Source organism: Jatrophihabitans sp., from assembly GCF_036388195.1.
Lineage (GTDB): Bacteria > Actinomycetota > Actinomycetes > Mycobacteriales > Jatrophihabitantaceae > Jatrophihabitans_A.
Genome location: NZ_DASVSG010000110.1, coordinates 1 through 22,306, shown reverse-complemented (window position 1 = coordinate 22,306; position 22,306 = coordinate 1). Strand labels below are relative to the sequence as shown.

Here is a 22,306-nt window from a genome sequence, read left to right as displayed (position 1 = left end):
CGGGCGCCGGCCGCAGCACCCGAAGGCCTGCGAACCGGCGCCCGCTCGTACAGCGAACTACCAGAGCTACTCGTACAGCGAACTACCAGAGCTAGCGGACGGTGCGCGTCCGCGACGTGGAGCGCGTCCGGCGGGCCGGCGCGCTGGCCGCCTTCTCCCGCTCCTCCTCGGCCCGCTTGACCGCGAACTCGGCCAGCGCCTCGATCAGCGACGTCACGTTCGCCGTCTCCGGCTGCACATCCACCCGCAGCCCGAACTCGCGCGCCGTCGCCGCCGTCTGCGGACCGATGCAGGCCACCACCGTCCGGTTGTGCGGCTTGCCCGCGATCCCGACCAGGTTGCGCACCGTCGAGGACGAGGTGAAGCACACCGCCTGGAACCCACCGGACTTGATCGCGTCCCGGATCTCGGCCGCCGGCGGCGCCGCCCGCACCGTCCGGTACGCGGTCACGTCGTCGATCTCCCAGCCGCGCTCGCGCAGCCCCTCGGCCAGGGTCTCGGTGGCGATGTCGGCCCGCGGCAGCAGCACCCGGTCGATCGGGTCGAGCACGTCGTCATACGGCGGGAAGTCGGCCAGCAACCCTTCCGAGGACTGCTCGCCGGACGGCACCAGCTCCGGCCGGATGCCGAACGCCCGCACCGCCTCGGCGGTCTGCTCGCCGACACAGGCGATCTTCACCCCGGCGAACGCCCGGGCGTCCAGGCCGAACTCCTCGAACTTCTCCCGGACCGCCTTCACGGCATTGGTCGAGGTGAACACGATCCACTCGTACCGGCCGGTGACCAGGCCCTTGATCGCGCGCTCCATCTGGGTCGGCGTGCGCGGCGGCTCGACGGCGATGGTCGGCACCTCGATCGGCACCGCCCCGAAGTCGCGCAGCCGGTCGCTCATCGCGCCGGCCTGCTCCTTGGTGCGCGGCACCAGGATCTTCCAGCCGAACAGCGCCCGCGACTCCCACCAGGCCAGCTTGTCCCGCCCGGCCACCGCCTTGCCGATGCTCAGCACCACCGGTCCCTGCATGCCCGCGGCGGACAGCTCAGCCTCGGCCAGCGTCCCGCCCACGGTCACCTGCGCGGTCGTGGTGCCCGCGGACGTGACCGCCATCGGGCTGTCGGGCTTGAGCCCCGAGGCGACCAGTTGCTCGGCCACCGAACCGACCTCGACCGCGTCCAGCGTCAGCACCAGGGTGCCCGGCGTCGCGGCCAGCGCCTCGAAGTCGACCGGCTGGCCCTGCCGCAGGTCGACCTCGGTGTGCACCGGCCCGCACGGGACGCCCGCGTAGCTGGTGGCAGCGGTCGCCATCGACAGCGCCGGCACGATCTCGAAGGGCACCACGGTCTTGCCGACGGCCAGCACCTCGCGGGTGACCGCGTCAGAGCCGAAAGGGTCACCGCACACCACCCGCGCCACCGCCACGCCGGTACGCGCCTCGGCCAGCAACGCCTTGGCGGCTTCGGCGGGTATCGGGTCCGCCGGACGGATCTCGCAGCGGATAAGCGCCCGCACCGCGTCGGAGACCGACGCGTCGACAAAGGCCACGTCGGCCGATGCCAGCACCTCGGCGGCGCGCACGGTGAGCAATCCAGCGTCGCCCGGGCCGGTGCCCACGAAGGACACCCTGCCGACGGACTTACGCGCTCGGGTCATTTCGAGCTCCCCATCATGATGTTCGCGCCGAGATCGATCAGCTCAGCGGCCAGCCGCTGCCCGATCTCCTCGGCATTGTTGAGTGGACCGGACGCCGACAACCGGACGGCATCGCTGCCGTCGATCGCCGTGACCGAGCCACGAAGGAAAACTTCGAGCACGCCGTCATCACCCTCGGTGACTTCGGCGAGTGCCCCCACCGGGGCGGTGCAACCTGCCTCCAGGGCAGTGAGCAGCGACCGTTCGGCGGCGACGGCCGCCCTGGTCGCGTGGTCATCCAGCGGCGCCAGCAGCGACCGGGCGTCGGAGTCGGACTCCCGGCACTCGATCGCGAGCGCCCCCTGCGCGGCGGCCGGCAGCACCTGGATCGGGTCGAGCAGCTCGGTGATGGCCTCGGTCCGGCCGAGCCGGTGCAGGCCCGCCACCGCGAGCACCACGGCATCGAGCTGATCGCCGACCTTGGCCAGCCGGGTGTCGACGTTGCCGCGGATCGGCACGATCTCCAGGCCCAGGTCCAGCGCGCGCAGCTGGGCGGTGCGGCGGGGCGAGCCGGTGCCGATCCGGGCGCCGGTGGGCAGCTCCAGCAGGGTCAGCCCGTCCCGGGCACACAGCGCGTCCCGCGGGTCCTCCCGCGACGGCACCGCAGCGACCACGATGCCCGGCGCCGGAGCGGTCGGCAGGTCCTTGAACGAGTGCACGGCCACGTCGATCTCACCGGCCAGCAGCGCCTCGCGCAGCGCGGAGACGAACACCCCGGTGCCGCCGATCTGCTCCAGCGGCTGGGTCGACCGGTCGCCCTCGGTCGAGACCAGGATCGTCTCCACCGGCACGTCCGGATTGCTGCCGGCGAAGGCGTCGACCACCAGCTGGGTCTGGGTACGGGCCAGCAGGCTGGCGCGGGTGCCAACCCGGATGGTGCGCGTGGTCATCATCGGCCGCTCACCGACCCGGAGCCGTCGCCGGGCAGCACGCCGGCGTCGGGCAGCACGCCAGCGTCAGGCAGCACAGCACCATCACGCAGCACAGCGCCATCCGGCAGCACCGTGCCGTCCGGCAGCACGGCGCTGCCCTCCGGAGCCACCTCGGCGTCCAGCGGCTCTGTCCGCCGGACCGCGGTCACCGAACCGGGCCGGGCGGGGTCGAGGTCGAACAGCTCCCGCAGCGCGGCGGCGTAGGAGTTGCCCTCCGGGGTGGCGGCCAGCTCCTTCACCCGGACGGTCGGAGCGTGCAGCACCTTGTCCACCGCCCGCCGTACCACGCTGGCGAGCTCGTCGCGGACCGCAGGGTCCAGGCCAGGCAGCCGGCTGTCCAGCCGTAGCAGCTCGCTCTCCACCACCTGGGCGGCCCGGGCCCGCAGCGCGGTGACGGTCGGCGCGACCGCGCGCATCTGCTGGCTGGTCAGGTAGGTGCGCAGCTCAGCGGCCACGATCGCCGTCGCGGCGGCCACCTCGGCGTCGCTGACCATCGCTCCGGACCCGCGCAGCACGTCGAGATCGACGTAGTGGACATCGCTCATCAGCGAGACCGCCGGGTCGACGTCCCGGGGCAGCGCGAGATCCAGCACCACCAGCGGCCGGCCGGCCCGGGGACGCACGTCCGGAGCCTCGACCACCAGCCCGGTGGCGCCGGTGCAGGAGACCAGCACGTCGGCGCCGACGATCTCGTCGGCGAGGAGCTCCATGGAACTGACCCGGCCACCGAGGCTGGCGGCCAGCCGGTCCGCACGATCCGGGCTGCGGTTGATCACCACCGCGTCCAGCTGGGCGCCGCCGGCCAGCCGCTGCAGGGTCGCGCCGGCCAGCGCGCCCATCGAGCCCGCGCCCAGGATCACCACCCGCTTGCCGATCAGCTGCTCGGTTCCGCCCAGCGCGTCGGCGGCCTGCTGCAGCGCCACCGAGACCACGGACGCGCCGGCCCGGTCGATGCCGGTCTCGGCGTGCACCCGCTTGCCGACCCGCAGCGCGGTCTGGCTCGCCTCGTGCAGCACCTTGCCGACCGTCCCGGCCTGGCTGCCGAAGGCGTAGGCGTTGCGGAGCTGGCCGAGGATCTGGGACTCGCCGACCACCATCGAGTCCAGCCCGGCCGCCACCTGCAGCAGGTGGTCGGCGGCTGCCTCGTCGAAGTGGACATAGAGGTGGTCGCCGAGCTCGGTCACCCCCATGCCGGCGATCCGGGCCAGGGTGGTGGAGATGTCGACCACGGCCGGGTGGAACCGGGCCACGTCGGCGTAGATCTCGATCCGGTTGCAGGTCGAGAGCACCAGGACCTCGGAGATGGCTTCGCTGCGGTGCAGCTCGTCCAGGACCTTGGCCAGCCCGTCCGGCGGGATGCTGGCGCGCTCGAGCACTCGCACCGGTGCGGAGTGATGGGAGAGGCCGACCACGAGCAGCGTCACGGAACCACCGCCACCTTGCGGATCGGCTTGGCCCGCAGGGACTCCGCGCTGAGCGGCTGCCCACCAACCTGCTGCGCGCTCAGCGGCAGGCAGTCCGCCCGTCCGGCCTTGCGGTTGTCGTGGAAGGACAGGATCTGCAGCTCGGCGGCCAGGTCGACCTTGCGCACGTCGACATGCGGCGGGACGGTGAGCACCGTCGGGGCGAAGTTGAGGATCGAGGTCACTCCGGCGGCCACCAGCCGGTCGCAGACGTCCTGCGCGGCAGAGGCCGGCACCGCCACCACGGCGATCGCGATGTTCTCGCGCTTGACGACCTCGTCCAGCTGGTCCACGTGCTGCACCGTCAGCCCACGCAGCCGGGTGCCCACCAGCGCGGGATGGGCATCGATCAGCGCCGCGATCCGGAAGCCGCGGGAGGCGAAGCCGGCGTACCCGGCCAGCGCCTGGCCCAGGTGCCCCAGGCCGATCAGCGCGACGGCCCGGTTCTGGTGCAGGCCGAGGGTCTTGTGGATCTGCTCGGTCAGCACCGAGACGTCGTAGCCGACGCCGCGCACGCCGTAGGAGCCCAGGTAGGACAGGTCCTTGCGCAGCTTGGCGGAGTTCACCCCGGCCGCGGCGGCCAGCGATTCGGAGGAGACGGTGGCCACGCCGAGCTCACCCATGCCGATGAGCGCGCGCAGGTAGGTGGCCAGCCGGGCTACGGTGGCCTCCGGTATCGCCCGCTGGTCGGTAGCCGTCACCGACCGCTGGTCAGCGTCCTCGCCGACCGCGTTCAGCGGGTCTGGCTGCGCGATCATGTGCTCCTCGAAACGCCGGTCACGGCAGGCGCCGTAGCCCCCCGCACTGAAGGCTGACCGGTGTGGTAATGGGGTAGACAGCAAGGAACCGTACGCCCTTGTGAAGGCATTCACAAAATCGCTGACGGGTGTGGTAATGGGGGGTTGTGAGTCATCTGTTCAGCGTTGCAGAGCAGCCCTGAACCGCGCTTCTTCCAGACGCCAGTATCCGTGCTCGGCGCCGTCGATCAGGATCACCGGCACCCGCTCGGAGTACTCGTTGGCCCGGGCCCGGTCGGCGTCGACGTCCAGCAGCAGCAACTCGAATCCGAGCTCCTCCGACAGCGCCGCGAGCTGCCGCTCGGCGTCGGCGCACAGGTGGCAGCCGTCCCGGGTGATCAGGGTGACCCGGCGCTCGTGCGCGGCCACGGCTCAGCCTCCGCCGGCAGCCGCCCGCAACCGCCACTTCATCACCTTGCCGGTGACGGTGTGCGGCAGCTCGGCCACCTCGATGATCTGCTTGGGCAGCTTGAACCGGGCCAGCGACCGGCCCGCCTCGGCCAGCAGCTGGTCCGGGTCCAGCACCGTCCCGGGCTCGGGCACCACGTAGGCGACGATGGACTCGCCGGCCTCGCTCTCGGTGACGCCGAGCACCGCGATCTCGGCCACCCCGGACAGCTTGCTGAACACCGCCTCGACCTCGGCGGGGTAGACGTTGAAGCCGTTGACCAGCACCAGGTCGGTGCGCCGGCCCACCAGGTAGTAGTCGCCGTCGTCGTCGGCCACCGCCAGGTCGCCGGTGGCGAACCAGCCGTCCTCGCCCGGGCCGCCCGAGGCGTCCGGCCAGTAGCCGAGGAACAGGTTCTCACCGCGCACCTCGAGGAACCCCAGGTCGCCCACCTCGACCTCCTCGCCGTCGCTGTCGACCAGCCGCACCTCGACGCCGGGCAGCGGGCGGCCGACCGAGCCGGGCTTGGGGGCTGCCCAGCTGTCCGGACCGGTCGGCGTCAGGTTCAGCGTGATCACCGGAGCCGCCTCGGTCAGGCCGTAGCCCTCGAACAGCGGCACCCCGACGGCCTCGTAGCGGGCCACCAGCTCCGCCGACAGCGGGGCCGACCCCGACAGCGCGAACCGGACGCCGGCGAAGCTGTCGGCCAGGTCCGGCTGGCCTGCCCACATCGCGAACTCCACCGGAGCCCCGATCACCACCGTGATCTGCTCCTCGCGCAGGTCCCGCAGGCTGGCGGCCGCATCGAACCTCGCCGCCAGCACGACGCCGGCGCGGAAGTACAGCGCCAGCCCCAGACCGGCGTTGAGCCCGAACACGTGGAACAGCGGCAGTGGCAGGAAGATCCGATCCCGGGCGCTGATCGGCGCCGGGCGCAGGTCGGCCACCTGGGCGAGGTTGCCCAGCAGCGCCCGCACCGGCAGCATCGCCCCCTTGGGACGCCCCGACGTGCCCGAGGTGTAGAGCAACACCGCCAGCTGCTCACCGGCGCGGTCCAGGCCCTGGGGCGGCCCGCCCGGCACGGCCCGTCCGGCGGCGAGCAACTCGGCGATGGTGGGCAGCTCGTCCGCGCCGGACCGGGCGGCGACCACGATCCGGCTCAGCTGCGGGTGGCTCTGGTACAGCCGGTCGGCTGCGGCGACCGTGGCGACCGAGGACGTGACCAGCATCCGGGCGCCGGAGTCGGCCAGGATGTGCTCCAGCTCGGGCACCGTGTAGCTGGGGTTGACCGGCACCACCACCAGGCCCGCCTGCAGGGCGGCGAGGTAGACGGCGACGAACTCGGCGGTGCTGGGCTCCTGGAGGGCCAGCCGGTCCTCGGGCTGCAAGCCCGCGTCCACCAGCCCGGCCGCGAGGTCCGCGACGGTCTGCTGCAGCTCCGACCAGGTCCAGCGGCGCGCGCCGTCGATCACGGCGATCTCGGCGGGAGCCTCCTGCGCCGCCCGCCGGAGCAACTCACCGAACGCGGCGGGACGAGCGTCGGCCGGGCGCGGCTCGGCTGGCTGCGACGCGCGGGATTCGACGGTCACCGGACCTCCTGAAAACATCAGCACCGGTCGTGCCCGCCCGGTCCGATACAAGCTACTGACGAGTACGACAGGATGCCACGCCAGGCAACAGGTCACATCGCGTGGACAGTATTGCGGCAGGCATACCACAGAGAGTAACCATTAGGTACTCGTCCTGGGCCGTTTGTACAGGTAGCGTCCAGGTTACGAATGCAAGTTGGTATCGAGAGTTAGTCCGACGACGGAGCGGAGCTGGGCTGATGAGCATCCCCGGCACGGCTGCGGGTGCCCCTGCCCCGGCCATTCCGGGCTGGGCACAGCTCGTCCTATGGGTCTCGCGCGAAGTGCGAGACCTGACCCGCGTCTCCATGGACGCCGTCGAATCGGCGATCAATATCCCGCTGTCGACCTCCCAGCCCGGGACCACACGTGCGGGCCCGTCAAGTGCTTCTCCCGACTTCGACTCCTCCAACGACCCGGCGCCGGAAAAGATACCCCTGCCGTGCGACGGTGACACCTCAGAAGTCGACAGCGAACACGCCGCGACCTGGAGCCTGGTACGGGCGGCCCAGCGGGGAGACGGCGAAGCGTTCGGAAAGCTCTACGACCAGTACGTCGACTCGGTGTTCCGGTTCGTCTACTACCGGGTGAACGACCGGGCGCTGGCCGAGGACTTCACCTCCGAGACCTTCCTGCGCGCGCTGCGGCGCATCGCCTCGATCAACTACCAGGGCCGCGATATCGGGGCGTGGTTCATCACCATCGCCAGGAACATCATCTTCGACCACGCCAAGTCGGCCCGGTTCCGGCTCGAGCTGACCACGGGTGAGGTGATCGAGGGCAACGACGTGGACGCCGGTCCCGAGCTCGCGGTGCTGACCAACATGACCAACGCCCGGCTGCTCGAAGCGGTCAACTCCCTCGGCGAGGAGCAGAAGGAATGCATCGTCCTGCGGTTCCTCAACGGCCTGTCGGTGGCCGAGACCGCGTCGGTGATGGGCAAGAACGACGGGGCGATCAAGGCATTGCAGCACCGGGCCGTGAAGCGGTTGGCCAGCGTGCTCGGCGACGAACTCAAGTAGTTTTCACATTCTCCCCACAAACGAGTAACCCCCAGCGGGCTAGCGTCGTTGTACGCAGGGAAGCAGGCCAGCAGCGCCACTCGGGCGTCCTGATGCTGCGATCGGATGACCCTGGGAGGGTGGCATGAGCGCTGGGCGGTTCACCACCCGATGGGGCCGCCGCCGGGCCTCGGCCACCGAAGCGGAGCTGATCAGCCGGCTGCGAGACCTGCCCGGCCCGGTCCCCGAAGCCCGTTTCAAGTCCGAGCTGCGCACCCAGCTGGTGGCCATCACCGCCCGGATCGTGGCGGAGTCGGAGTCTGCTGCCCCGGCCGGAAACGCCCGGGTCGCCTCCGCCTCCGCCGGCGCCCTCGTCGACACCAGGCCCCGCACGAGCGGTGGCCGCGCGCTGCGCCGGTTGCGCCGTCCCATGCTGGCGCTGGCCGGCGCGTCCACGGTGCTGGTGCTGCTGCTCGGGATGGCGGTCTGGATGGCAGGCGGGTCGCTGCCGGGCCAGTCCCTGTACGGGGTGAAGCGGGCGAGTGAGAACGTCCAGCTGTCCATCGCCGGCAACGACACCGCCAAGGGCCAGGCGTACCTGCAGCTGGCCGGCACCCGGGTACGCGAGGTCGCCGACCTGCTCTCCCAGCCCTCGGCGATGCTGGCAACCGGCGGCGTCAACGCCGACGGCGGCCGGATCAGCCCGCATACCGCGTCGTTGATCATCGACACCCTCGCCAGCGCCGACGACGACAGCGTCAACGGCATGCAGCTGCTCGGCCGGGCCGCGGTCGCCCAGCTGTCCAAGGACCCCCTGGCCAAGCTGAACGACTGGCTGCCCGACCAGCGGAGCCAGCTGACCGCGATTCGGGACCGGGTTCCGGCCGGTGCGCTGCGCACCCGGGTGCAGGCCTCGGTGCTGCTGCTGCAGCGGATCGCCGCCCGGACCGCCCAGCTCAGCCGCTCGATGGGCTGCCCCTGCCTGGCTCAGGCGCTGGCCGACGAGCTCGGCCCGGTGCCGTGCACCGACTGCGGCGCGGTGCCCAACCCGACGCCTGGCGGCGGACCGAGCCTGCCGGCGCCGATTCCCGGCCTCGGCTCGACCGGGACGTCCGGCTCGTTGCCGAGCCTGTCGTTGCCACCACTCGGTGGATCGAGCAAGTCCAGCTCCGGCCGCGCAGCCGGCCCCGCTGCCTCCTCTCCGACGGCTGGCCGGGCGCGCCCGGCCGGGCTGCCGTCCAGCCCGCCGACGCGGTTGCCGTCCGTGGAACCGGCTCCCAGCGGCGCCCCGTCGAGTTCGCCGGGCGGGATCAGCCTTCCCAGCCTGCCGGCGCCGCTGCCCGGTGTGCCCGGTGAGTCGACTCCTGCGGGCTTCCCGAGCCAGTTGCCGGTGCCGCTGCCGAGTGTTTCCTTTCCCTGAGCTGCCGGGATCTCATCGGGCTGAGCTTTCGGGGTCTCCTTCGGCTGAGCTTTCGGGGTCTCTTCGGCTCAGCTGCCGGGCACCTGCTTCGGCTGAGCGCTGACAGCACTGGCTACGCTCGGTGCTGCCCGGACTGCGGCGTCGAAGGGAGCACCGGTGCCTGGCCGTTCCGCGGGATCGGCGGTGCGCGAGGTCGAGGACGCGCTTGCCACCCCGGCCCGTCCGGACGCCGCGGCGTTCTTCGACGTGGACAACACCGTCGTCATCGGCGCCTCGATCTTCCACTTCGCCAAGGGGCTGGCCGCCCGCAACTTCTTCTCCACCAGAGACCTGCGCCGGTTCGTGTGGCAGCAGGTGAAGTTCCGGGCCGGCGGGGAGGGGCCGGAGAACATCACCCGGGCCCGTGAATCGGCGCTGGCGTTCATCGCGGGCAAGTCCGTCGCCGACCTCGTGGCGATGTCGGAGGAGATCTACGACGAGACCATCGCCGCCCGGATCTACTCCGGGACCCGGGCGCTGGCCCAGCTGCACCTGGACGCCGGCGAGCGGGTCTGGCTGGTCACTGCGACCCCGGAGGAGCTGGCCGCCATCATCGCCCGCCGGCTGGGGCTGACCGGAGCGCTGGGCACCCGGGCCGAGGAGCAGGACGGCCTGTTCACCGGGCGGCTGATCGGTGAGCTGCTGCACGGCGAGGCCAAGGCGGCGGCGGTACGCGACCTGGCGCTGCGCGAGGGGCTGGACCTGGCCCAGTGCGCGGCGTACTCCGATTCCATCAACGACATCCCGATGCTGTCGCTGGTCGGACGGCCGGTCGCGGTCAATCCGGATTCGGCGCTGCGTGACGAGGCCCGCCGCCGTGGCTGGGAGATCCGCGACTTCCGCACCGGACGCAAGGCCGCCCGGATCGGAGTGCCGACCGCCCTGGTCACCGCCGCAGCCGGCGGGGCGGTGGCCGGCGGCCTGGCGATCGCCCGGCGGCAGGAGCGCAGCCGCGCCTGATCGGCCGCCTGGTCAGAACGCGCACGGCCGCCGGGTTAGAACGCGCACGGCCGCCGGAACCCGGGCGCGGGACTCAGTGCCAGACCGACCGGCGCTGCATCAGCAGCCGGTACAGGCTGCCCTGGATCTGCTCGCGCACCTGGTCGGTGAGCTCGAAGACCAGCGCCGGGTCCTCGGCGGCGTCCGGGCCGTACCCGCTGGTCTGGATCGGCTCGCCGAACTCGATGTACCACTTGCTGGGCAGCGGGATCAGCCCGAGCGGCCCCAGCCACGGAAAGGTCGGCGTCAACGGAAAGTGCGGCAGGCCCAGCACCCTGGCCAGGGTCTTGGCGTTGCCGAGCATCGGATGGATCTCCTCGGACCCCACGATCGCGGTCGGGATGATCGGCGTGCCGGTCCGCAGCGCCGCCGAGACGAACCCGCCGCGGCCGAAACGCTGCAGCTTGTAGCGCTCGGAGAACGGCTTCCCGATCCCCTTGAAGCCCTCCGGCCAGACCCCGACCAGCTCCCCGGCGGCCAGCAGCCGCTCGGCGTCGGGGTTGCAGGCCAGCGTGCTGCCGGCCTTGCGGGCAAGCGGCGCGAGCACCGGGGTGGTGAACACCAGATCCGCGCCCAGCAGCCGCAGGAAGCGGTGGTTCGGGGTCTCCTCGTGCACCGCGGTAGCGGTCATCACGCCGTCCAGGGCCCACAGCGCGCCGGCGTGGTTGGCCACGATCAGCGCGCCGGAGTCGGCCGGCAGGTGGTGCACGCCGGTGACCTCGGTACGGAACCACCTGCGGTACAGCTGGCGCGCCAGCGGCAGCACGGTCGCCTCGGTGAGCTCCGGATCGAACCCGAAGTCATCGATCGGGTAGTCGCCGGTGATCCGGCGGCGCAGGAACGCCAGCCCGTCCGCAGCCCGCTGTTCCCACCCGGTGGCCGGTGGCCGGCCGGGCCCGGCGTCGGAGGGCTGCGAGTCGGGATGCAACCTGATCACCTGGGCCTCAGCCATGGCGAAGCCCCCTCGAGGAGTCGATCGACGTGACCGATGCCGTCGTCCGGCCGGCCGGCTTCGTCCGCAGCAGCCGGGCCAGCACCGACTCTCCGGCGTCCAGGGCCGCCGAGGAGATCACGGGGGTCACCGGCCGGCCGGTGAGGAAGGACTCGAAGGCGGCTTCGGTGGAGTACTGCGGCGTGTACCCGAAGGTTTCCTTGAGCCGGTCGGTGGAGACCACCCGTCCGAAGTTCAGGAACTGCATCTGCTCCGGCGAGAAGTCCACGATGCCGCTGCGCCGGACGGCCTGGCCGACGAACGAGACGGCCGGCGCCGGCACCGGGACGGCGATCCTGCCGGCCCGCCGGATGGCCTGGCTGAGCAGCAGGACCCCGTCGGCGGCGACGTTGTAGGTCCCCGGCCGGTCCGACGTGCTGGCCAGCCGCAGCACCTCGATGCCGTCGGTCTCGTGCAGCAGCTGCAGCCGGGGGTCGAAGCCGAACACCGTGGGCACCACCGGCAGCTGGAAGTACCGGGTCAGCGGGGTATCGATGTAGGGCCCGACGAAGTTGGCGAAGCGCAGCAGGGTGACGCTGACGTCCGGACGGCGGCGGGTGAAGCCGCGCAGGTAGCCCTCGACCTCGACGGCGTCCTTGGCGTAGCCGCTGCGGGGCAGCGCCTTGGCAGTCATGTCCTCGGTGAAGATCGCCGGGTCGCGGGGTGAGGTGCCGTAGACCGCGGTGCTGGACTTGACCACCAGGCGCTGGACGGTGTCGGAGTTCTGGCAGGCGGCCAGCAGCTGCATGGTGCCGATGACGTTCAGCTCTTTCATCGGCGCGCGGCCGCCGGCGCCGTGCGGGGTCGCGGTCACCGAGGCGTGCACGACGGTGTCGACCTCGGCCGCGCTGATCACCTTGGAGATCAGCGGGTTGCGGATGTCGGCACGGACGAACTCGGTGCGGCCCAGCAGGTCCAGGTCGGCGCGCGCCGGCGGGGCCGTGTCGACGCCGATGATCCGGTCGATGCTCGGATCGGCCGACAACCGACCCGCGAGCCGGCAGGCCAGATAGCGGCTGACGCCGGTGACCAGGACGACCCGCGACATCGAACTCCGATCGAGGGGTGTCTAGCGCTGTCTGGAGCGACCTATCCTAATCAGCCGGCTGGGTAGCGCTACGGCCAGCCCGGCTGGAGTCGCTCGGCTCCCCACCGCTTGGGCTTGGGCCGAAGTCCGCACGGCGCGCTTCGGCCGGCCTTGACGTGAGCAGAGCCCACGTCGGCGAGGCTATTGCCGTCTGGTTGAACTCAGTCCAGACTGGCGAAACTGGAGCCGGGGGTGGCGGTGGTCGGAGAGCAGTTCAAGAACGCGACGCTTGAGGTCAAGCGAGCCCATATTCGGCGTACGGCTGCGCAGTTCGGCCTTGCCGTCACCAGTGAAACGAGTGGCAAACACGCAGCCGGGTCCCTTCACTACAAAGGGCGCGCCATCGATGTCGCGGGTCCCGCAAGCTCCATGCTGAAATTCTTCCGTGCATACGAACCACTGGCAGCGCGGTGGATGGGCGTATGCGAGCTTTTCTACGATCCCGCAGGCGCCTACGACAATGGCCACAAGATTCCCGCCATCGGCGGACATGGCAACCATGTGCACATCGGCTTCGACCCTCCGTGATGAGGGGTCTCCATAGACTCGTGACGAATGGGGCGGCCTGATGGCTATCCAGGCACAACCCGTCAGCAACTGGAGCGTCCGGCTGCTCAACACCCTCGCTGTGCGTGGGTACCCGACTGTGGATGTACGGGCGCAAATGGGCCCCCGGATGGTCTCGGTCGACCAGGTCGTCGCAGCTGCACAGTCGGCGTTCCGCGGCGGCAGCCCGCAGTGGTCCCTGGTGACCGGTCACATCCAGGCCCTGAAACCCATGGGTGTGTCGACGCTGTCGCTTCTGGGATTCGACCAGAAGATCGACATGTACCTCGGCCGGGCCGGCGCCACGAGCATCGCCGACATCAAGGAGTACATGACGGGACTCGAACTCTGGCTGCGCAGACTTGCCGAATTGTTGCCGAAGGTGACAGCTACTGCCGAACAACGGCGTGCGATTGACGCGGTGAGCACAAAGTTGGGAACCGTGGCGGGACCACCCGCTGGGGCAACGCTGAAGATGATCCTGACTACGATCGCAGACGCCCAGGGCAAGGGAAGTTGCGTCACGATCCATCCGATATACAAAGGGGATGGGCTTGCCACGCAGTGGAAGGGGACCGACCTGACTTCCGAGCCCTTCTCCGGAATTGGAAACCGGAACTGGCTGTGGCAGCTCGACAAGATGCGGGTCACCCCCGACGACGGCTCGTCGGACAACAAGTTCCACGTGCCCATGCTGAGTACTGAGGATTTCGTCGCGGCAATGCGATCGGTCACCGGGTAGCTCGAAGCAACTGACCCGGCTGGACGAGGCGCGTCCACGCGGACGGGGCGGAACCCCTGGCTGCCCGGCCGCGCATGGTCGCTACAGCCCAAGTCGCCCCTGGGCTCGCGCTCTGTCATCCGGTGCGCTGCGGTCAGCGGAGCCACCAGACGCGAAAGCTGGCTTCGGCGTTCAGACGCGAAGCCAGCTCAGCGGAGCGGCTTACTTCTTGTTGCGGCGCTGGACGCGCGTCTTCTTCAGCAGCTTGCGGTGCTTCTTCTTCGCCATCCGCTTGCGCCGCTTCTTGATGACAGAACCCATTACCTACCTCACCCACCTGATCGACTCGCGTTATCGGACCTGAGCGACTTGGCTGAACTCGAATGACCTCGAGGTCACCTGCAGGTCATGCACGCGTCACTGACTGGGAGCCTACCGTGCTGCCCCGGGCCGCTGACACCGCTGGTCGCCCAGCGCCGGCACCGGCAATACCGGCGACACCGTGCCCTGCCGCCGTGGCCAAGGCAGCGCAGACGTGCAGCGCGGGATAGCTCGGGCAGCTGGGCTTACCGAAAGCGCTGGCTCAGCCGGCTTCGAAGAAGGCGCTCTTGAGGTAGTCCTGCACCGCCTTCTCGGGCACCCGGAAGGACCTGCCCACCCTGACGGCGGGCAGCTCTCCGGAGTGCACCATGCGGTACACCGTCATCTTCGAGACGCGCATGACCGCGGCCACCTCGGCCACCGTCAGGAACCGCACCTCACGCAACCCATCTGGGGTCGTACTCATCGATCACCGGACTCTCGGCACGTGACAGTGAGCCGGCTCCCCGCCGGGCAACTGACACGCACGTGCTCGGCTGAGAGTAGCGGTACCGATGGTGCTCGTGCGATACATGTTCTTCACAAAGTGCATAATTTTTCTGAAGTTTCCGGCGCGGCAAACCAGGGACGGGCAAATTCCGTGCTGGCAGTCTCGCGTCCCTGCTTCCGGGCGGCTGGCTCACTCGGCGTCAGCGGCCCGGCCCAGCTCGGCGGAGCGGTTGCGGGCCGCTTCGATGGCCGCCAGGAACGCGGCCCGGACGCCGTGATTCTCCAGCTCCCGGATCGCGGAGATGGTGGTGCCGGCCGGGCTGGTGACGGCCTCGCGCAACTGCACCGGGTGCTCGCCGGAGTCCCGGAGCATCACCGCCGAGCCGACCAGGGTCTGCACGATGAGCTCGGCGGCCAGCGCCCGGGGCAGCCCCAGCAGGATGCCGGCGTCGATCATCGCCTCGACCAGGAAGAAGAAGTAGGCCGGCCCGCTGCCGGACAGGGCGGTCACCGCGTCCAGCTGGGACTCGGGCACCCGGACCACCCGGCCGACTGCGGACAGCAGCTCGTCGGCGCGCTGCAGGTGGGTCTGGGTGGCCCGCGCGCCTGCCGAGATGGCCGTCATGGCCTCGTCGACCAGCGCGGGGGTGTTGGGCATGCAGCGCACCACGGCCGGGCCGGCGGGCAGGCCACGCTCGATCCGGGCGGTGGTGATGCCGGCGGCCACCGAGACCACCAGGTGATCGGCGGTGACCAGGTCGGCCAGCTGGTGGAGCAGCGCGTCGATGTCCTGCGGCTTGACCGCGATCAGGATCGTTCCGCAGGACTGGACGGCCTCGGCGACGTCGACCACCCGGATGCCGTAGCGCTCGTTGAGGTAGCGGATGCGCTCGGGATAGTGCTCGACCATCAGGATGTCGTCGTGGACGGCGGTCCCGCGCAACAGGCCGGACAGCAACGCCTCGCCGATCTTGCCGCCGCCGATGATCGCCAACCTGCCGGGATCGCTCGTCATGGCGCCATTGTCTCAGCCAGGCAGCCGAGCCGATCCGGCCGGGCCGTCAGCTGATCTGGTCCAGCCGGCGCAGGATCACTCCCTCCCGCAGCGCCCACGGCGACAGCTCGAACTCGGGTATGTCCAACGCCAGCATGGCCTGCTCGGCCACCACGGCGCCGGCCAGTGTCTGGTGCGCCCGGGCCGAGGACACCCCGTCGAGCTCGGCCAGATCCGCCGACGGAATCCGGGAGATGAAGCCGATGATCTGCCGCAGGCCGTTGATCTGCAGGCTGCGACGCACCCGGGGCCCGGCGCTGGACGGGGCGGAGCCGGCCAGCCGGGCCAGCGTGCGGAACGTCTTGCTGCTGGCCACCACCCGATCGGGCGCCCCAGGGGACAGCAGCTTGCGGGCCGGGCCGGCAAGCTGCTCGCCGACGTACTTGCGCAACTCCTCGATCGAGCGCTTGGACGGCGGGTCGCCGTCGAGCCAGTCCCGGGTCAGCCGGCCGGCGCCGAGCGGGACCGACAGCGCCACCTCGGGCACCTCGTCGCTGCCCACCGCCAGCTCCAGCGAGCCGCCACCGATGTCCAGGCACAGCAGCCGCCCGGCGCTCCAGCCGAACCACCGCCGCACCGCCAGGAAGGTCAGCACCGCCTCGTCCTCGCCGGTGAGCACCCTGAGGTCCACACCGGCCTCTTTCTTCACCCGGGCGAGCACCTCGGAGGAGTTGCGGGCATCCCGGACCGCCGACGTGGCGAAGGCCAGCAGCTCGTCGCAATGCAGCTCCTTGGCCTGCCGGCGAGCGCCGAGGGTGGCTCCCACCAGCGCGTCGGCGCCCTCGATCGCCAGGTCACCGCGCTTGTCGATGTGCTCGGCCAGCCGCAGCACGCTCTTGCGGGACAGCTGAGGGGTCGGCTGCGCGCCGAGGTGGGCGTCGACCACCAGCAGGTGCACCGTATTGGAGCCCACGTCCAGCACCCCAAGTCGCATACCGGTCACGCTAGCCGATCCCGGTCGGGCAACCCGCGCCGACGTAGCCCGTCCTGGCAGCCCCCGACTGCACCGGATTAGTCTCCCGGGTGTGCCTGCCCGCAACCTGCCCGTCATCCAGCCCGCGCCCCGCGACAGCGAGGTGGGCCTGGACTTTCCCCGGGAATGGCTGGAGTTCGCCGATCCGGCCAACCCTGAGCACCGGATCCGGGCGGACCTGACCTGGCTGTGCTCGCGCTGGACCTGCATCTTCGGCCGCGGCTGCCACGGGATCATCGAGGGACGGCCTGACGACGGCTGCTGCAGCCACGGCGCGTTCTTCTCCGACGCCGAGGACCTCAAGCGGGTGCGCGGCTTCGCCAAGCAGCTGGACGCCGAGATCTGGCAGCACCAGAAGGCCGGCCAGCGCAGGGGCATCACCGAGCGGGACTCGGTCGGCGATGAGGAGAACCGGATCCGCACCCGGACGGTGGACGGCGCCTGCATCTTTCTCAACCGGCCGGGTTTTCCCGGTGGCATGGGCTGCGCGCTGCACGCGCTGGCCCTGCGCGACGGCATGCACCCGTTGGACACCAAACCGGAGGTGTGCTGGCAACTGCCGGTGCGCCGGGAGCAGGAGTGGGTGACCCGGGCCGACGACACCCGGATCCTGGTGTCGACGGTGACCGAGTTCGACCGGCGCGGCTGGGGCGAGGGCGGGCATGACCTGCACTGGTGGTGCACCTCCTCTCCGGAGGCTCATGTCGGCAGCGAGCCGATGTATCTCAACTACGCGCCGGAGCTCACCGCCCTGATAGGGCAGGCGGCGTACACCGAGCTGGCCAGGCTGTGCGCGTTGCGGCTGGCGCAAGGCCTGGTGGCGGTGCACCCGGCCACGGCCGCCGCGGGGCAGCCGGGCCGGACCGCGCCCAGCTAGCCCGGCCACAGCGAGCCGACTCAGCACAGCCAGCCGACTCAGTCACCACCGGCTCAGGCGGCAGTAACCAGCCCCCGGTGCGCTTGGCCCGCGTCCGCGGCGAAGCAGAACGAGCAGTCCAGCTGCAACCCGCGGTGCGCGCCGGTGAAATGGTCGGCAGCCAGCGCGGCGCACCAGTCACATTCGCCGTTGAATCCCTCGCACATCGGATCGAACCGGTTGCCGCAGCCGGCGTTGATGCAGCAGGCGGCCTCGGTGTCGCTCTGGGCGCATTCGATGTCAGACATCGGCAGGTCTCCTCCACGTTGATCGTGAGCAGACCATCGCACCGACCTCTGACAATTTTGGATCGGCGCGGTGGATCAGAGCCGCCTGGCCACCCACCGGCGGCCGAAAGGCTCAGCCGTCGAACTTGTAGCCCAGACCGCGGACCGTCATCAGGTGCTTGGGATTCGCCGGGTCGGGCTCGATCTTGGACCGCAGCCGCTTGATGTGCACGTCCAGGGTCTTGGTGTCCCCGACGTAGTCCGAACCCCAGATGCGGTCGATCAGCTGGCCGCGGGTCAGCACCCGCCCGGAGTTGCGCAGCAGCAGCTCGAGCAGATCGAACTCCTTGAGCGGCAAGGCGACCGCCACGCCGTTCACCGCCACGGTGTGCCGTTCGACGTCCAGCCGCACCGGGCCGGCCTCGATGGTGGGGCTCAGCAACTCCTCGGGCTCGGCGCCGCGGCGCAGCACCGCCCGGATCCGGGCCAGCAGCTCCCGGTGCGAGAACGGCTTGGTCACGTAGTCATCGGCTCCCAGCTCCAGGCCGACGACCTTGTCCACCTCGGAGTCACGCGCGGTCAGGATGATGATCGCGACGTTGGACTTCTGCCGCAGCGAGCGGCACACCTCGGTCCCGGAGAGCCCCGGCAGCATCAGGTCCAGCAGCACCAGGTCGGCGCCGCTGCGGTCGAACTGGCGCAGCGCGTCCGGACCGTTCTCGGCGACCTCCACCTCGAACCCCTCGCGGCGGAGCATGTAGGACAGCGGGTCCGAGATCGACTCCTCGTCCTCGACGACCAGTACCCGGGTCACGGCTTTCCTCTCCTGGACGGCTGATTCTGCGACAGCGGGATCATCCCGCCGTGGTCTCTATGGCGGCGGTGTTCAAGGCGGCCAGCGACGCCGAGCCGTCCCTGGTCAGGAGCTCGGCCACCGGCGCCCGGCCGGCCAGCGGCAGCCGCATGGTGAAGGTCGAGCCGGACCCGGCCACGCTCCACACCGAGACGCTGCCGCCGTGGTTGGTGGCGATGTGCTTGACGATCGCGAGTCCCAGGCCGGTGCCGCCGGTGGCCCGGGAGCGCGCCTGATCCACCCGGTAGAACCGCTCGAACACCCGGTCCAGCTCCGGTTCAGCGATCCCGATCCCCTGGTCGGCGACGGCGATGTCGACCCATTCCGCGCCGTCGGAGTCGGTGGCCAGCCGGCTGGTGACGCTGACCCGGGTGTCGTCGGGGCTGTAGGCGATGGCGTTGTCGACGAGGTTGCCCAGCGCCGTGCTCAGCTGGGTCTCGTTGCCGCGCACCTGCAGGCCCGGCTCGGTGCGCTGGGCCACCGTGATCCCGGTCTGCTCGGCCAGCAGCCGGCTTCGGTCCACCGCCTCGCCGACGATCTGGTCGACGCTGACCAAGTCCTGGCCCGGCAGCGCCTCGGCGCCCTGCAGCCGGGACAGCTCGATCAGCTCCTGCACCAACCGTCCCAGCCGGGAGCCCTCGCGCTGCATCCGGCCGGCGAACCGCTGCACCGCTTCCGGGTCGTCCGCGGCCTCCTGTACAGCCTCGGCCAGCAAGGTCAAGGCGCTGACGGGCGTCTTCAGCTCGTGCGAGACGTTGGCGACGAAGTCCCGGCGCACCAGCTCCAGCCGCCGGGCCTCGGTGATGTCGGAGAAGCGCAGGACCACCGAGCCGACCCGGCCGCCGTCGCGCAGCGGCATCGCCCGCACCAGGTAGCTGACGTGCTCGGGTCCCCGGCCGGCGGTCGACAGGTTCAAGGTCACGCTGTCGGGCTGGCCAGAATCGGTCACCGACCGCACCAGCTCCGACAGCACCGGCAGGGTCAGCCGGTCGGCTTCGACCACCCGCATCCCGCGGGCGACCGGGTTGGCGAAGATCGCCGTCTCGTCCCGGTCGAGCACCACCACGCCGACGTCCAGGGCGCCGAGCGCGCGCGACGCCAGGCCCGCTCGCGGAGCCGGGGCCGCGGCTGTGGCCGGGGTGGACGCTGTTCGCGCGCTGCGGCGGACGAACAATGCGGCCGCAAAGGCCGACACCGCCGCTCCGACCAGGAACGAGACAACGGCAACCGCAACGACCACACTCGCATCCTACGGCCGGAAATCGGGGCTGAGAGCCGCTGCGGAGCGCCTGCCGCCTGGCGTCATCTGTTGTTCACCGACCCGTCGCCGGGCATTCATGCCGACCGTCTCCGGCCGACACCTGGGCCCCGGAGGCTGGCCGCATGCGCGATCTCTATCACGACGAGCTGGACCAGATCGGGACCAGCTTGGTGGCCATGACGCACCTGGCCGGCACCGCGATGCAACGGGCGACCGAGGCGCTGCTGGCCGGTGACCTGACGGGCGCGGAGCGGGTGGTCAGCGACGACACCGCCATCGACGCGCTGCGCGCCGATCTGGAGGCCCGGACGTTCCTGCTGCTGTCGCTGCAGCAACCGGTCGCGACGGATCTGCGGGTGCTGGTGACCACGCTGCACCTGGTCGCGGACCTGGAGCGGATGGGTGACCTCGCGCTGCACGTGGCGAAGGTGGCCCGGATGCGGCACCCCGACATCGCGGTCCCGGCGGAGCTGCGCGACGTCATCTCGCAGATGGGCGCGGTGGCGCTGTCGCTGGTGGACAAGGTCGCCGAGGTGATCAAGGGGCGGGACGTCGAGTTGGCGCAGGCGATCGAGGCCGAGGACGACTCGATGGACGGCCTGCACCGCAAGCTCTTCACCCAGCTGCTGTCCGGCACCTGGGCGCACGGCATCGAGGCGGCGATCGACATGACCCTGCTGGGGCGTTACTACGAGCGCTACGCCGACCACGCGGTGGGCGTCGCCCGACGGGTCGTGTTCATCGCGACGGGGGAGATGCCGGCGGGCTCAGCTGCGTTCAAGCAGCCGGCAGCGGGCTCTGCCACGGCGTAGCGGCGGGTGTTGGCGGCGTCCGGCTGGGCCGGGACACCGTGTCCTGTTAGGGCCAGTCCCAGTGACGCAGCATCACCACTCCCAACTTCGCAGCATCGGTGACCTCCTTGCAGATCGAACAGGACGCAGCGGGGCTACCCGGCATCCGTGCCTCGTGATGGCCGGTTATGGCCACTCCAGTTACGCAGCATTACCACTCCCAGTGACGCAACATCTGATGTGCCTCTCTCGTCGGTCGAGCAGACGCGCCGGGCCCTGTCAGGGCCACTCCCAGTGACGCAACATGGAGCACCACCTCTCTCAGGCAGGAAACAGCAGTCTGCCTGGTGTGACTCTTACGGCCAGTTGTAGTTACGTAGCATCGGTCTCCCTCCTCGATCCACCACTCAAGAGCAGCTGACCAGCTCGCATCCGTACTCGTATGTCCCGTCGTATTACCAGTCCCAGTGACGCAGCATCAGACCTCCCTCGACTACGCGGGGGCGCGGCAGATGGAGCCGCGCTCAGCCGCTTGCTGGTAGCACTGGCCTACGGCCAGTTCCACCACGCAACATCGACGTACCACCTCGATCCTCGCTCAGACGCACCTAGGCCAGCTCCGCTCATACTCGTAATGTCCTGTTTACGGCCACTCCCAGGCACGCACCATCCAGTACACCCCCCACCGCAGTTTCGGTACCAAGCGGTCAACCGCAGCGCATGCGACGAGAGTAGTACCTACCACCCTTTACCCGAGCCGGGGCAGGTACAGTGCGCGAGCACATTGCAAGCAATAATCGGATGACGTCAGTCCGACTTAAACACACCGGTCATCGCCACTTCAAGTGCTACCGCTTATGGAGGGCGCTAATCAGTTCAAGGACGCACACGGTGCAATCTCTTGTCTAGGATTGACGATCGCTCTAACTCCTCGGGCCACTAGGCCGCCGGTTCTTGGTTGCCAAAGAAACCTCGTACCAGTTCTCAAAATAGGGACCAGGCTGTATCACCTTGCAGCACCTCAGTCGTAATGATAAATATCAGACAACTAAACCCGCTGTCCTTGGCACCTTGGCAGTTGGACCAATGCGAGTCCTAAGCTGGGCGACCATCGCAGGCAGACAACCCTTGATCGATAGCAGCATTAGACAAAATGTCTAGAAAATTCCGCATTTCGCCTAGGCGTCTTTATCGCCTTGGTAAGGCTGCCTCCCGGCCCTACCTTAGGCCCTCTACTCTAATGTCAATCAGTGGTGACAGATCCGGACGTTGCGGGTACGGTCTGTGACGGTCGAACGGGGGGAGCGGATGGAAGCCAGTCGAAACAAGAAGGAGGCGCGGCTGGCTCAGCCGCGCCTCATCCCTGACAAGCATGTGCTTACATTTACGGCCAGTCCCAGTTGCGAAGCACTTGATACACCTCCCCCATTCAGTGCAGCGCGCACTAGTGCTTCCGGTAGTTACAGCCTCGGGGCACTGCGCGGACCTCAACGCCGACGGGTACCGGGATGATTGGACCCGGCGGCGTCTCTTTCCTGCTTTTGGCGCTAATCAGTGTCACCTATCCGGTGTCCGTTCGGCGGTTAGAACGTCTGCGGCGCGCCCTCACTGAAGGTCAGGTACCTACCCTGACCAGCGTCTGGATTTTTGCAGCCACACTGATCCTATCGCCATTACTGATAGCAATACTTACTTGTATTGCGTATGCAGCTGAGTGGCCAT

General features: G+C 69.9%; 22 protein-coding genes. 7 read left to right on the top strand and 15 right to left on the bottom strand.

Translation table 11 applies throughout. The annotated features are described in order from the left end of the window. Positions 1-91: 91 nt before the first annotated feature. The 6 genes from VF612_RS11470 to VF612_RS11445 form a co-directional block, all read right to left on the bottom strand. Positions 92-1,648: a uroporphyrinogen-III synthase gene (locus tag VF612_RS11470; RefSeq protein ID WP_408659986.1), complete on the bottom strand. Its 1,557-nt coding sequence runs from the start codon at positions 1,646-1,648 to the stop codon at positions 92-94. After that, positions 1,645-2,580: a hydroxymethylbilane synthase gene (hemC, locus tag VF612_RS11465; RefSeq protein WP_408659985.1), complete on the bottom strand. Its 936-nt coding sequence runs from the start codon at positions 2,578-2,580 to the stop codon at positions 1,645-1,647. The genes VF612_RS11470 and hemC overlap by 4 nt, the downstream gene beginning before the upstream one ends. Then, entirely contained in the window at positions 2,577-4,043 is a 1,467-nt protein-coding gene (locus tag VF612_RS11460; protein ID WP_408659984.1) for a glutamyl-tRNA reductase, read from the bottom strand. Before VF612_RS11460 ends, hemC begins: the two co-directional genes overlap by 4 nt. Continuing rightward, positions 4,040-4,840: a redox-sensing transcriptional repressor Rex gene (locus VF612_RS11455; protein WP_408659983.1), complete on the bottom strand. Its 801-nt coding sequence runs from the start codon at positions 4,838-4,840 to the stop codon at positions 4,040-4,042. The genes VF612_RS11460 and VF612_RS11455 overlap by 4 nt, the downstream gene beginning before the upstream one ends. Before the next feature lie 159 nt (positions 4,841-4,999). Beyond that, complete coding sequence (locus VF612_RS11450; RefSeq protein ID WP_408659982.1) at positions 5,000-5,248, bottom strand: glutaredoxin family protein; 249 nt, start codon at positions 5,246-5,248, stop codon at positions 5,000-5,002. A gap of 3 nt (positions 5,249-5,251) precedes the next feature. Next, positions 5,252-6,856, bottom strand: a complete 1,605-nt coding sequence (locus VF612_RS11445; protein WP_408659981.1) for a class I adenylate-forming enzyme family protein — start codon at positions 6,854-6,856, stop codon at positions 5,252-5,254. Positions 6,857-7,203: 347 nt separating this feature from the next. Here VF612_RS11445 and VF612_RS11440 point away from each other — a divergent pair, with 347 nt between their 5' ends. The 3 genes from VF612_RS11440 (at position 7,204) to VF612_RS11430 (ending at position 10,315) form a co-directional block, all read left to right on the top strand. Further along, positions 7,204-7,917, top strand: coding sequence for a sigma-70 family RNA polymerase sigma factor (locus VF612_RS11440; RefSeq protein ID WP_408659980.1), 714 nt, complete (start codon positions 7,204-7,206; stop codon positions 7,915-7,917). A 124-nt stretch (positions 7,918-8,041) separates the two neighbouring features. Next, a complete protein-coding gene (locus tag VF612_RS11435) occupies positions 8,042-9,316 on the top strand; it encodes a DUF5667 domain-containing protein (RefSeq protein WP_408659979.1) in 1,275 nt (424 codons plus the stop codon). 156 nt (positions 9,317-9,472) lie between these two features. Next, positions 9,473-10,315 (top strand): HAD family hydrolase, encoded by an 843-nt coding sequence (locus VF612_RS11430; protein WP_408659978.1) that lies wholly within the window; start codon positions 9,473-9,475, stop codon positions 10,313-10,315. Positions 10,316-10,388: 73 nt separating this feature from the next. On the opposite strand, the gene VF612_RS11425 is transcribed toward VF612_RS11430, so the two are convergent. Then, on the bottom strand, positions 10,389-11,306 hold the full coding sequence (locus VF612_RS11425; RefSeq protein WP_408659977.1) for a lysophospholipid acyltransferase family protein: 918 nt from the start codon (positions 11,304-11,306) through the stop codon (positions 10,389-10,391). After that, complete coding sequence (locus VF612_RS11420) at positions 11,299-12,393, bottom strand: NAD-dependent epimerase/dehydratase family protein (RefSeq protein WP_408659976.1); 1,095 nt, start codon at positions 12,391-12,393, stop codon at positions 11,299-11,301. Before VF612_RS11420 ends, VF612_RS11425 begins: the two co-directional genes overlap by 8 nt. 231 nt (positions 12,394-12,624) lie before the next feature. On the opposite strand from VF612_RS11420, the gene VF612_RS11415 reads away from it, so the two are divergent. After that, complete coding sequence (locus tag VF612_RS11415; protein ID WP_408659975.1) at positions 12,625-12,960, top strand: hypothetical protein; 336 nt, start codon at positions 12,625-12,627, stop codon at positions 12,958-12,960. Positions 12,961-13,108: 148 nt separating this feature from the next. Beyond that, positions 13,109-13,720, top strand: a complete 612-nt coding sequence (locus VF612_RS11410) for a hypothetical protein (RefSeq protein ID WP_408659974.1) — start codon at positions 13,109-13,111, stop codon at positions 13,718-13,720. Positions 13,721-13,921: 201 nt separating this feature from the next. On the opposite strand, the gene VF612_RS11405 is transcribed toward VF612_RS11410, so the two are convergent. From VF612_RS11405 to VF612_RS11390, 4 genes are all read right to left on the bottom strand, one after another. Next, on the bottom strand, positions 13,922-14,020 hold the full coding sequence (locus tag VF612_RS11405) for a 30S ribosomal protein bS22 (RefSeq protein ID WP_012854759.1): 99 nt from the start codon (positions 14,018-14,020) through the stop codon (positions 13,922-13,924). Between the two features lie 262 nt (positions 14,021-14,282). Next, the gene (locus VF612_RS11400) at positions 14,283-14,486 is read right to left on the bottom strand and encodes a helix-turn-helix domain-containing protein (protein ID WP_408659973.1); all 204 of its coding nucleotides are present in this window, start codon (positions 14,484-14,486) and stop codon (positions 14,283-14,285) included. 213 nt (positions 14,487-14,699) lie between these two features. Then, a complete protein-coding gene (gene proC, locus VF612_RS11395; RefSeq protein ID WP_408659972.1) occupies positions 14,700-15,524 on the bottom strand; it encodes a pyrroline-5-carboxylate reductase in 825 nt (274 codons plus the stop codon). Positions 15,525-15,570: 46 nt separating this feature from the next. After that, positions 15,571-16,497, bottom strand: coding sequence for a hypothetical protein (locus VF612_RS11390; protein WP_408659971.1), 927 nt, complete (start codon positions 16,495-16,497; stop codon positions 15,571-15,573). Between the two features lie 91 nt (positions 16,498-16,588). On the opposite strand from VF612_RS11390, the gene VF612_RS11385 reads away from it, so the two are divergent. Beyond that, positions 16,589-17,413 carry a hypothetical protein gene (locus VF612_RS11385; protein WP_408659970.1) on the top strand — a complete coding sequence of 275 codons (825 nt, stop codon included), beginning with the start codon at positions 16,589-16,591 and terminating at the stop codon, positions 17,411-17,413. Positions 17,414-17,466: 53 nt separating this feature from the next. Here VF612_RS11385 and VF612_RS11380 read toward each other — a convergent pair whose 3' ends face one another. From VF612_RS11380 to VF612_RS11370, 3 genes are all read right to left on the bottom strand, one after another. Then, positions 17,467-17,700, bottom strand: coding sequence for a hypothetical protein (locus tag VF612_RS11380; RefSeq protein WP_408659969.1), 234 nt, complete (start codon positions 17,698-17,700; stop codon positions 17,467-17,469). A 112-nt stretch (positions 17,701-17,812) separates the two neighbouring features. Beyond that, positions 17,813-18,493, bottom strand: a complete 681-nt coding sequence (locus tag VF612_RS11375; RefSeq protein ID WP_408659968.1) for a response regulator — start codon at positions 18,491-18,493, stop codon at positions 17,813-17,815. 40 nt (positions 18,494-18,533) lie between these two features. After that, a complete protein-coding gene (locus tag VF612_RS11370; protein ID WP_408659967.1) occupies positions 18,534-19,772 on the bottom strand; it encodes a sensor histidine kinase in 1,239 nt (412 codons plus the stop codon). Between the two features lie 143 nt (positions 19,773-19,915). On the opposite strand from VF612_RS11370, the gene phoU reads away from it, so the two are divergent. Next, positions 19,916-20,605 (top strand): phosphate signaling complex protein PhoU, encoded by a 690-nt coding sequence (phoU, locus tag VF612_RS11365; RefSeq protein WP_408659966.1) that lies wholly within the window; start codon positions 19,916-19,918, stop codon positions 20,603-20,605. Positions 20,606-22,306 lie beyond the last annotated feature (1,701 nt).

What these genes read in the sequence shown, in the direction of transcription:
- VF612_RS11470 (WP_408659986.1), bottom strand. Translation starts at nt 1,648, where the DNA reads ATGACCCGAGCGCGTAAGTCCGTCGGCAGGGTGTCCTTCGTGGGCACC.
- hemC (WP_408659985.1), bottom strand. Translation starts at nt 2,580, where the DNA reads ATGATGACCACGCGCACCATCCGGGTTGGCACCCGCGCCAGCCTGCTG.
- VF612_RS11455 (WP_408659983.1), bottom strand. Translation starts at nt 4,840, where the DNA reads ATGATCGCGCAGCCAGACCCGCTGAACGCGGTCGGCGAGGACGCTGAC.
- VF612_RS11440 (WP_408659980.1), top strand. Translation starts at nt 7,204, where the DNA reads ATGGACGCCGTCGAATCGGCGATCAATATCCCGCTGTCGACCTCCCAG.
- VF612_RS11435 (WP_408659979.1), top strand. Translation starts at nt 8,042, where the DNA reads ATGAGCGCTGGGCGGTTCACCACCCGATGGGGCCGCCGCCGGGCCTCG.
- VF612_RS11425 (WP_408659977.1), bottom strand. Translation starts at nt 11,306, where the DNA reads ATGGCTGAGGCCCAGGTGATCAGGTTGCATCCCGACTCGCAGCCCTCC.
- VF612_RS11420 (WP_408659976.1), bottom strand. Translation starts at nt 12,393, where the DNA reads ATGTCGCGGGTCGTCCTGGTCACCGGCGTCAGCCGCTATCTGGCCTGC.
- VF612_RS11410 (WP_408659974.1), top strand. Translation starts at nt 13,109, where the DNA reads ATGGTCTCGGTCGACCAGGTCGTCGCAGCTGCACAGTCGGCGTTCCGC.
- VF612_RS11405 (WP_012854759.1), bottom strand. Translation starts at nt 14,020, where the DNA reads ATGGGTTCTGTCATCAAGAAGCGGCGCAAGCGGATGGCGAAGAAGAAG.
- VF612_RS11400 (WP_408659973.1), bottom strand. Translation starts at nt 14,486, where the DNA reads ATGAGTACGACCCCAGATGGGTTGCGTGAGGTGCGGTTCCTGACGGTG.
- proC (WP_408659972.1), bottom strand. Translation starts at nt 15,524, where the DNA reads ATGACGAGCGATCCCGGCAGGTTGGCGATCATCGGCGGCGGCAAGATC.
- VF612_RS11390 (WP_408659971.1), bottom strand. Translation starts at nt 16,497, where the DNA reads ATGCGACTTGGGGTGCTGGACGTGGGCTCCAATACGGTGCACCTGCTG.
- VF612_RS11380 (WP_408659969.1), bottom strand. Translation starts at nt 17,700, where the DNA reads ATGTCTGACATCGAATGCGCCCAGAGCGACACCGAGGCCGCCTGCTGC.
- phoU (WP_408659966.1), top strand. Translation starts at nt 19,916, where the DNA reads ATGCGCGATCTCTATCACGACGAGCTGGACCAGATCGGGACCAGCTTG.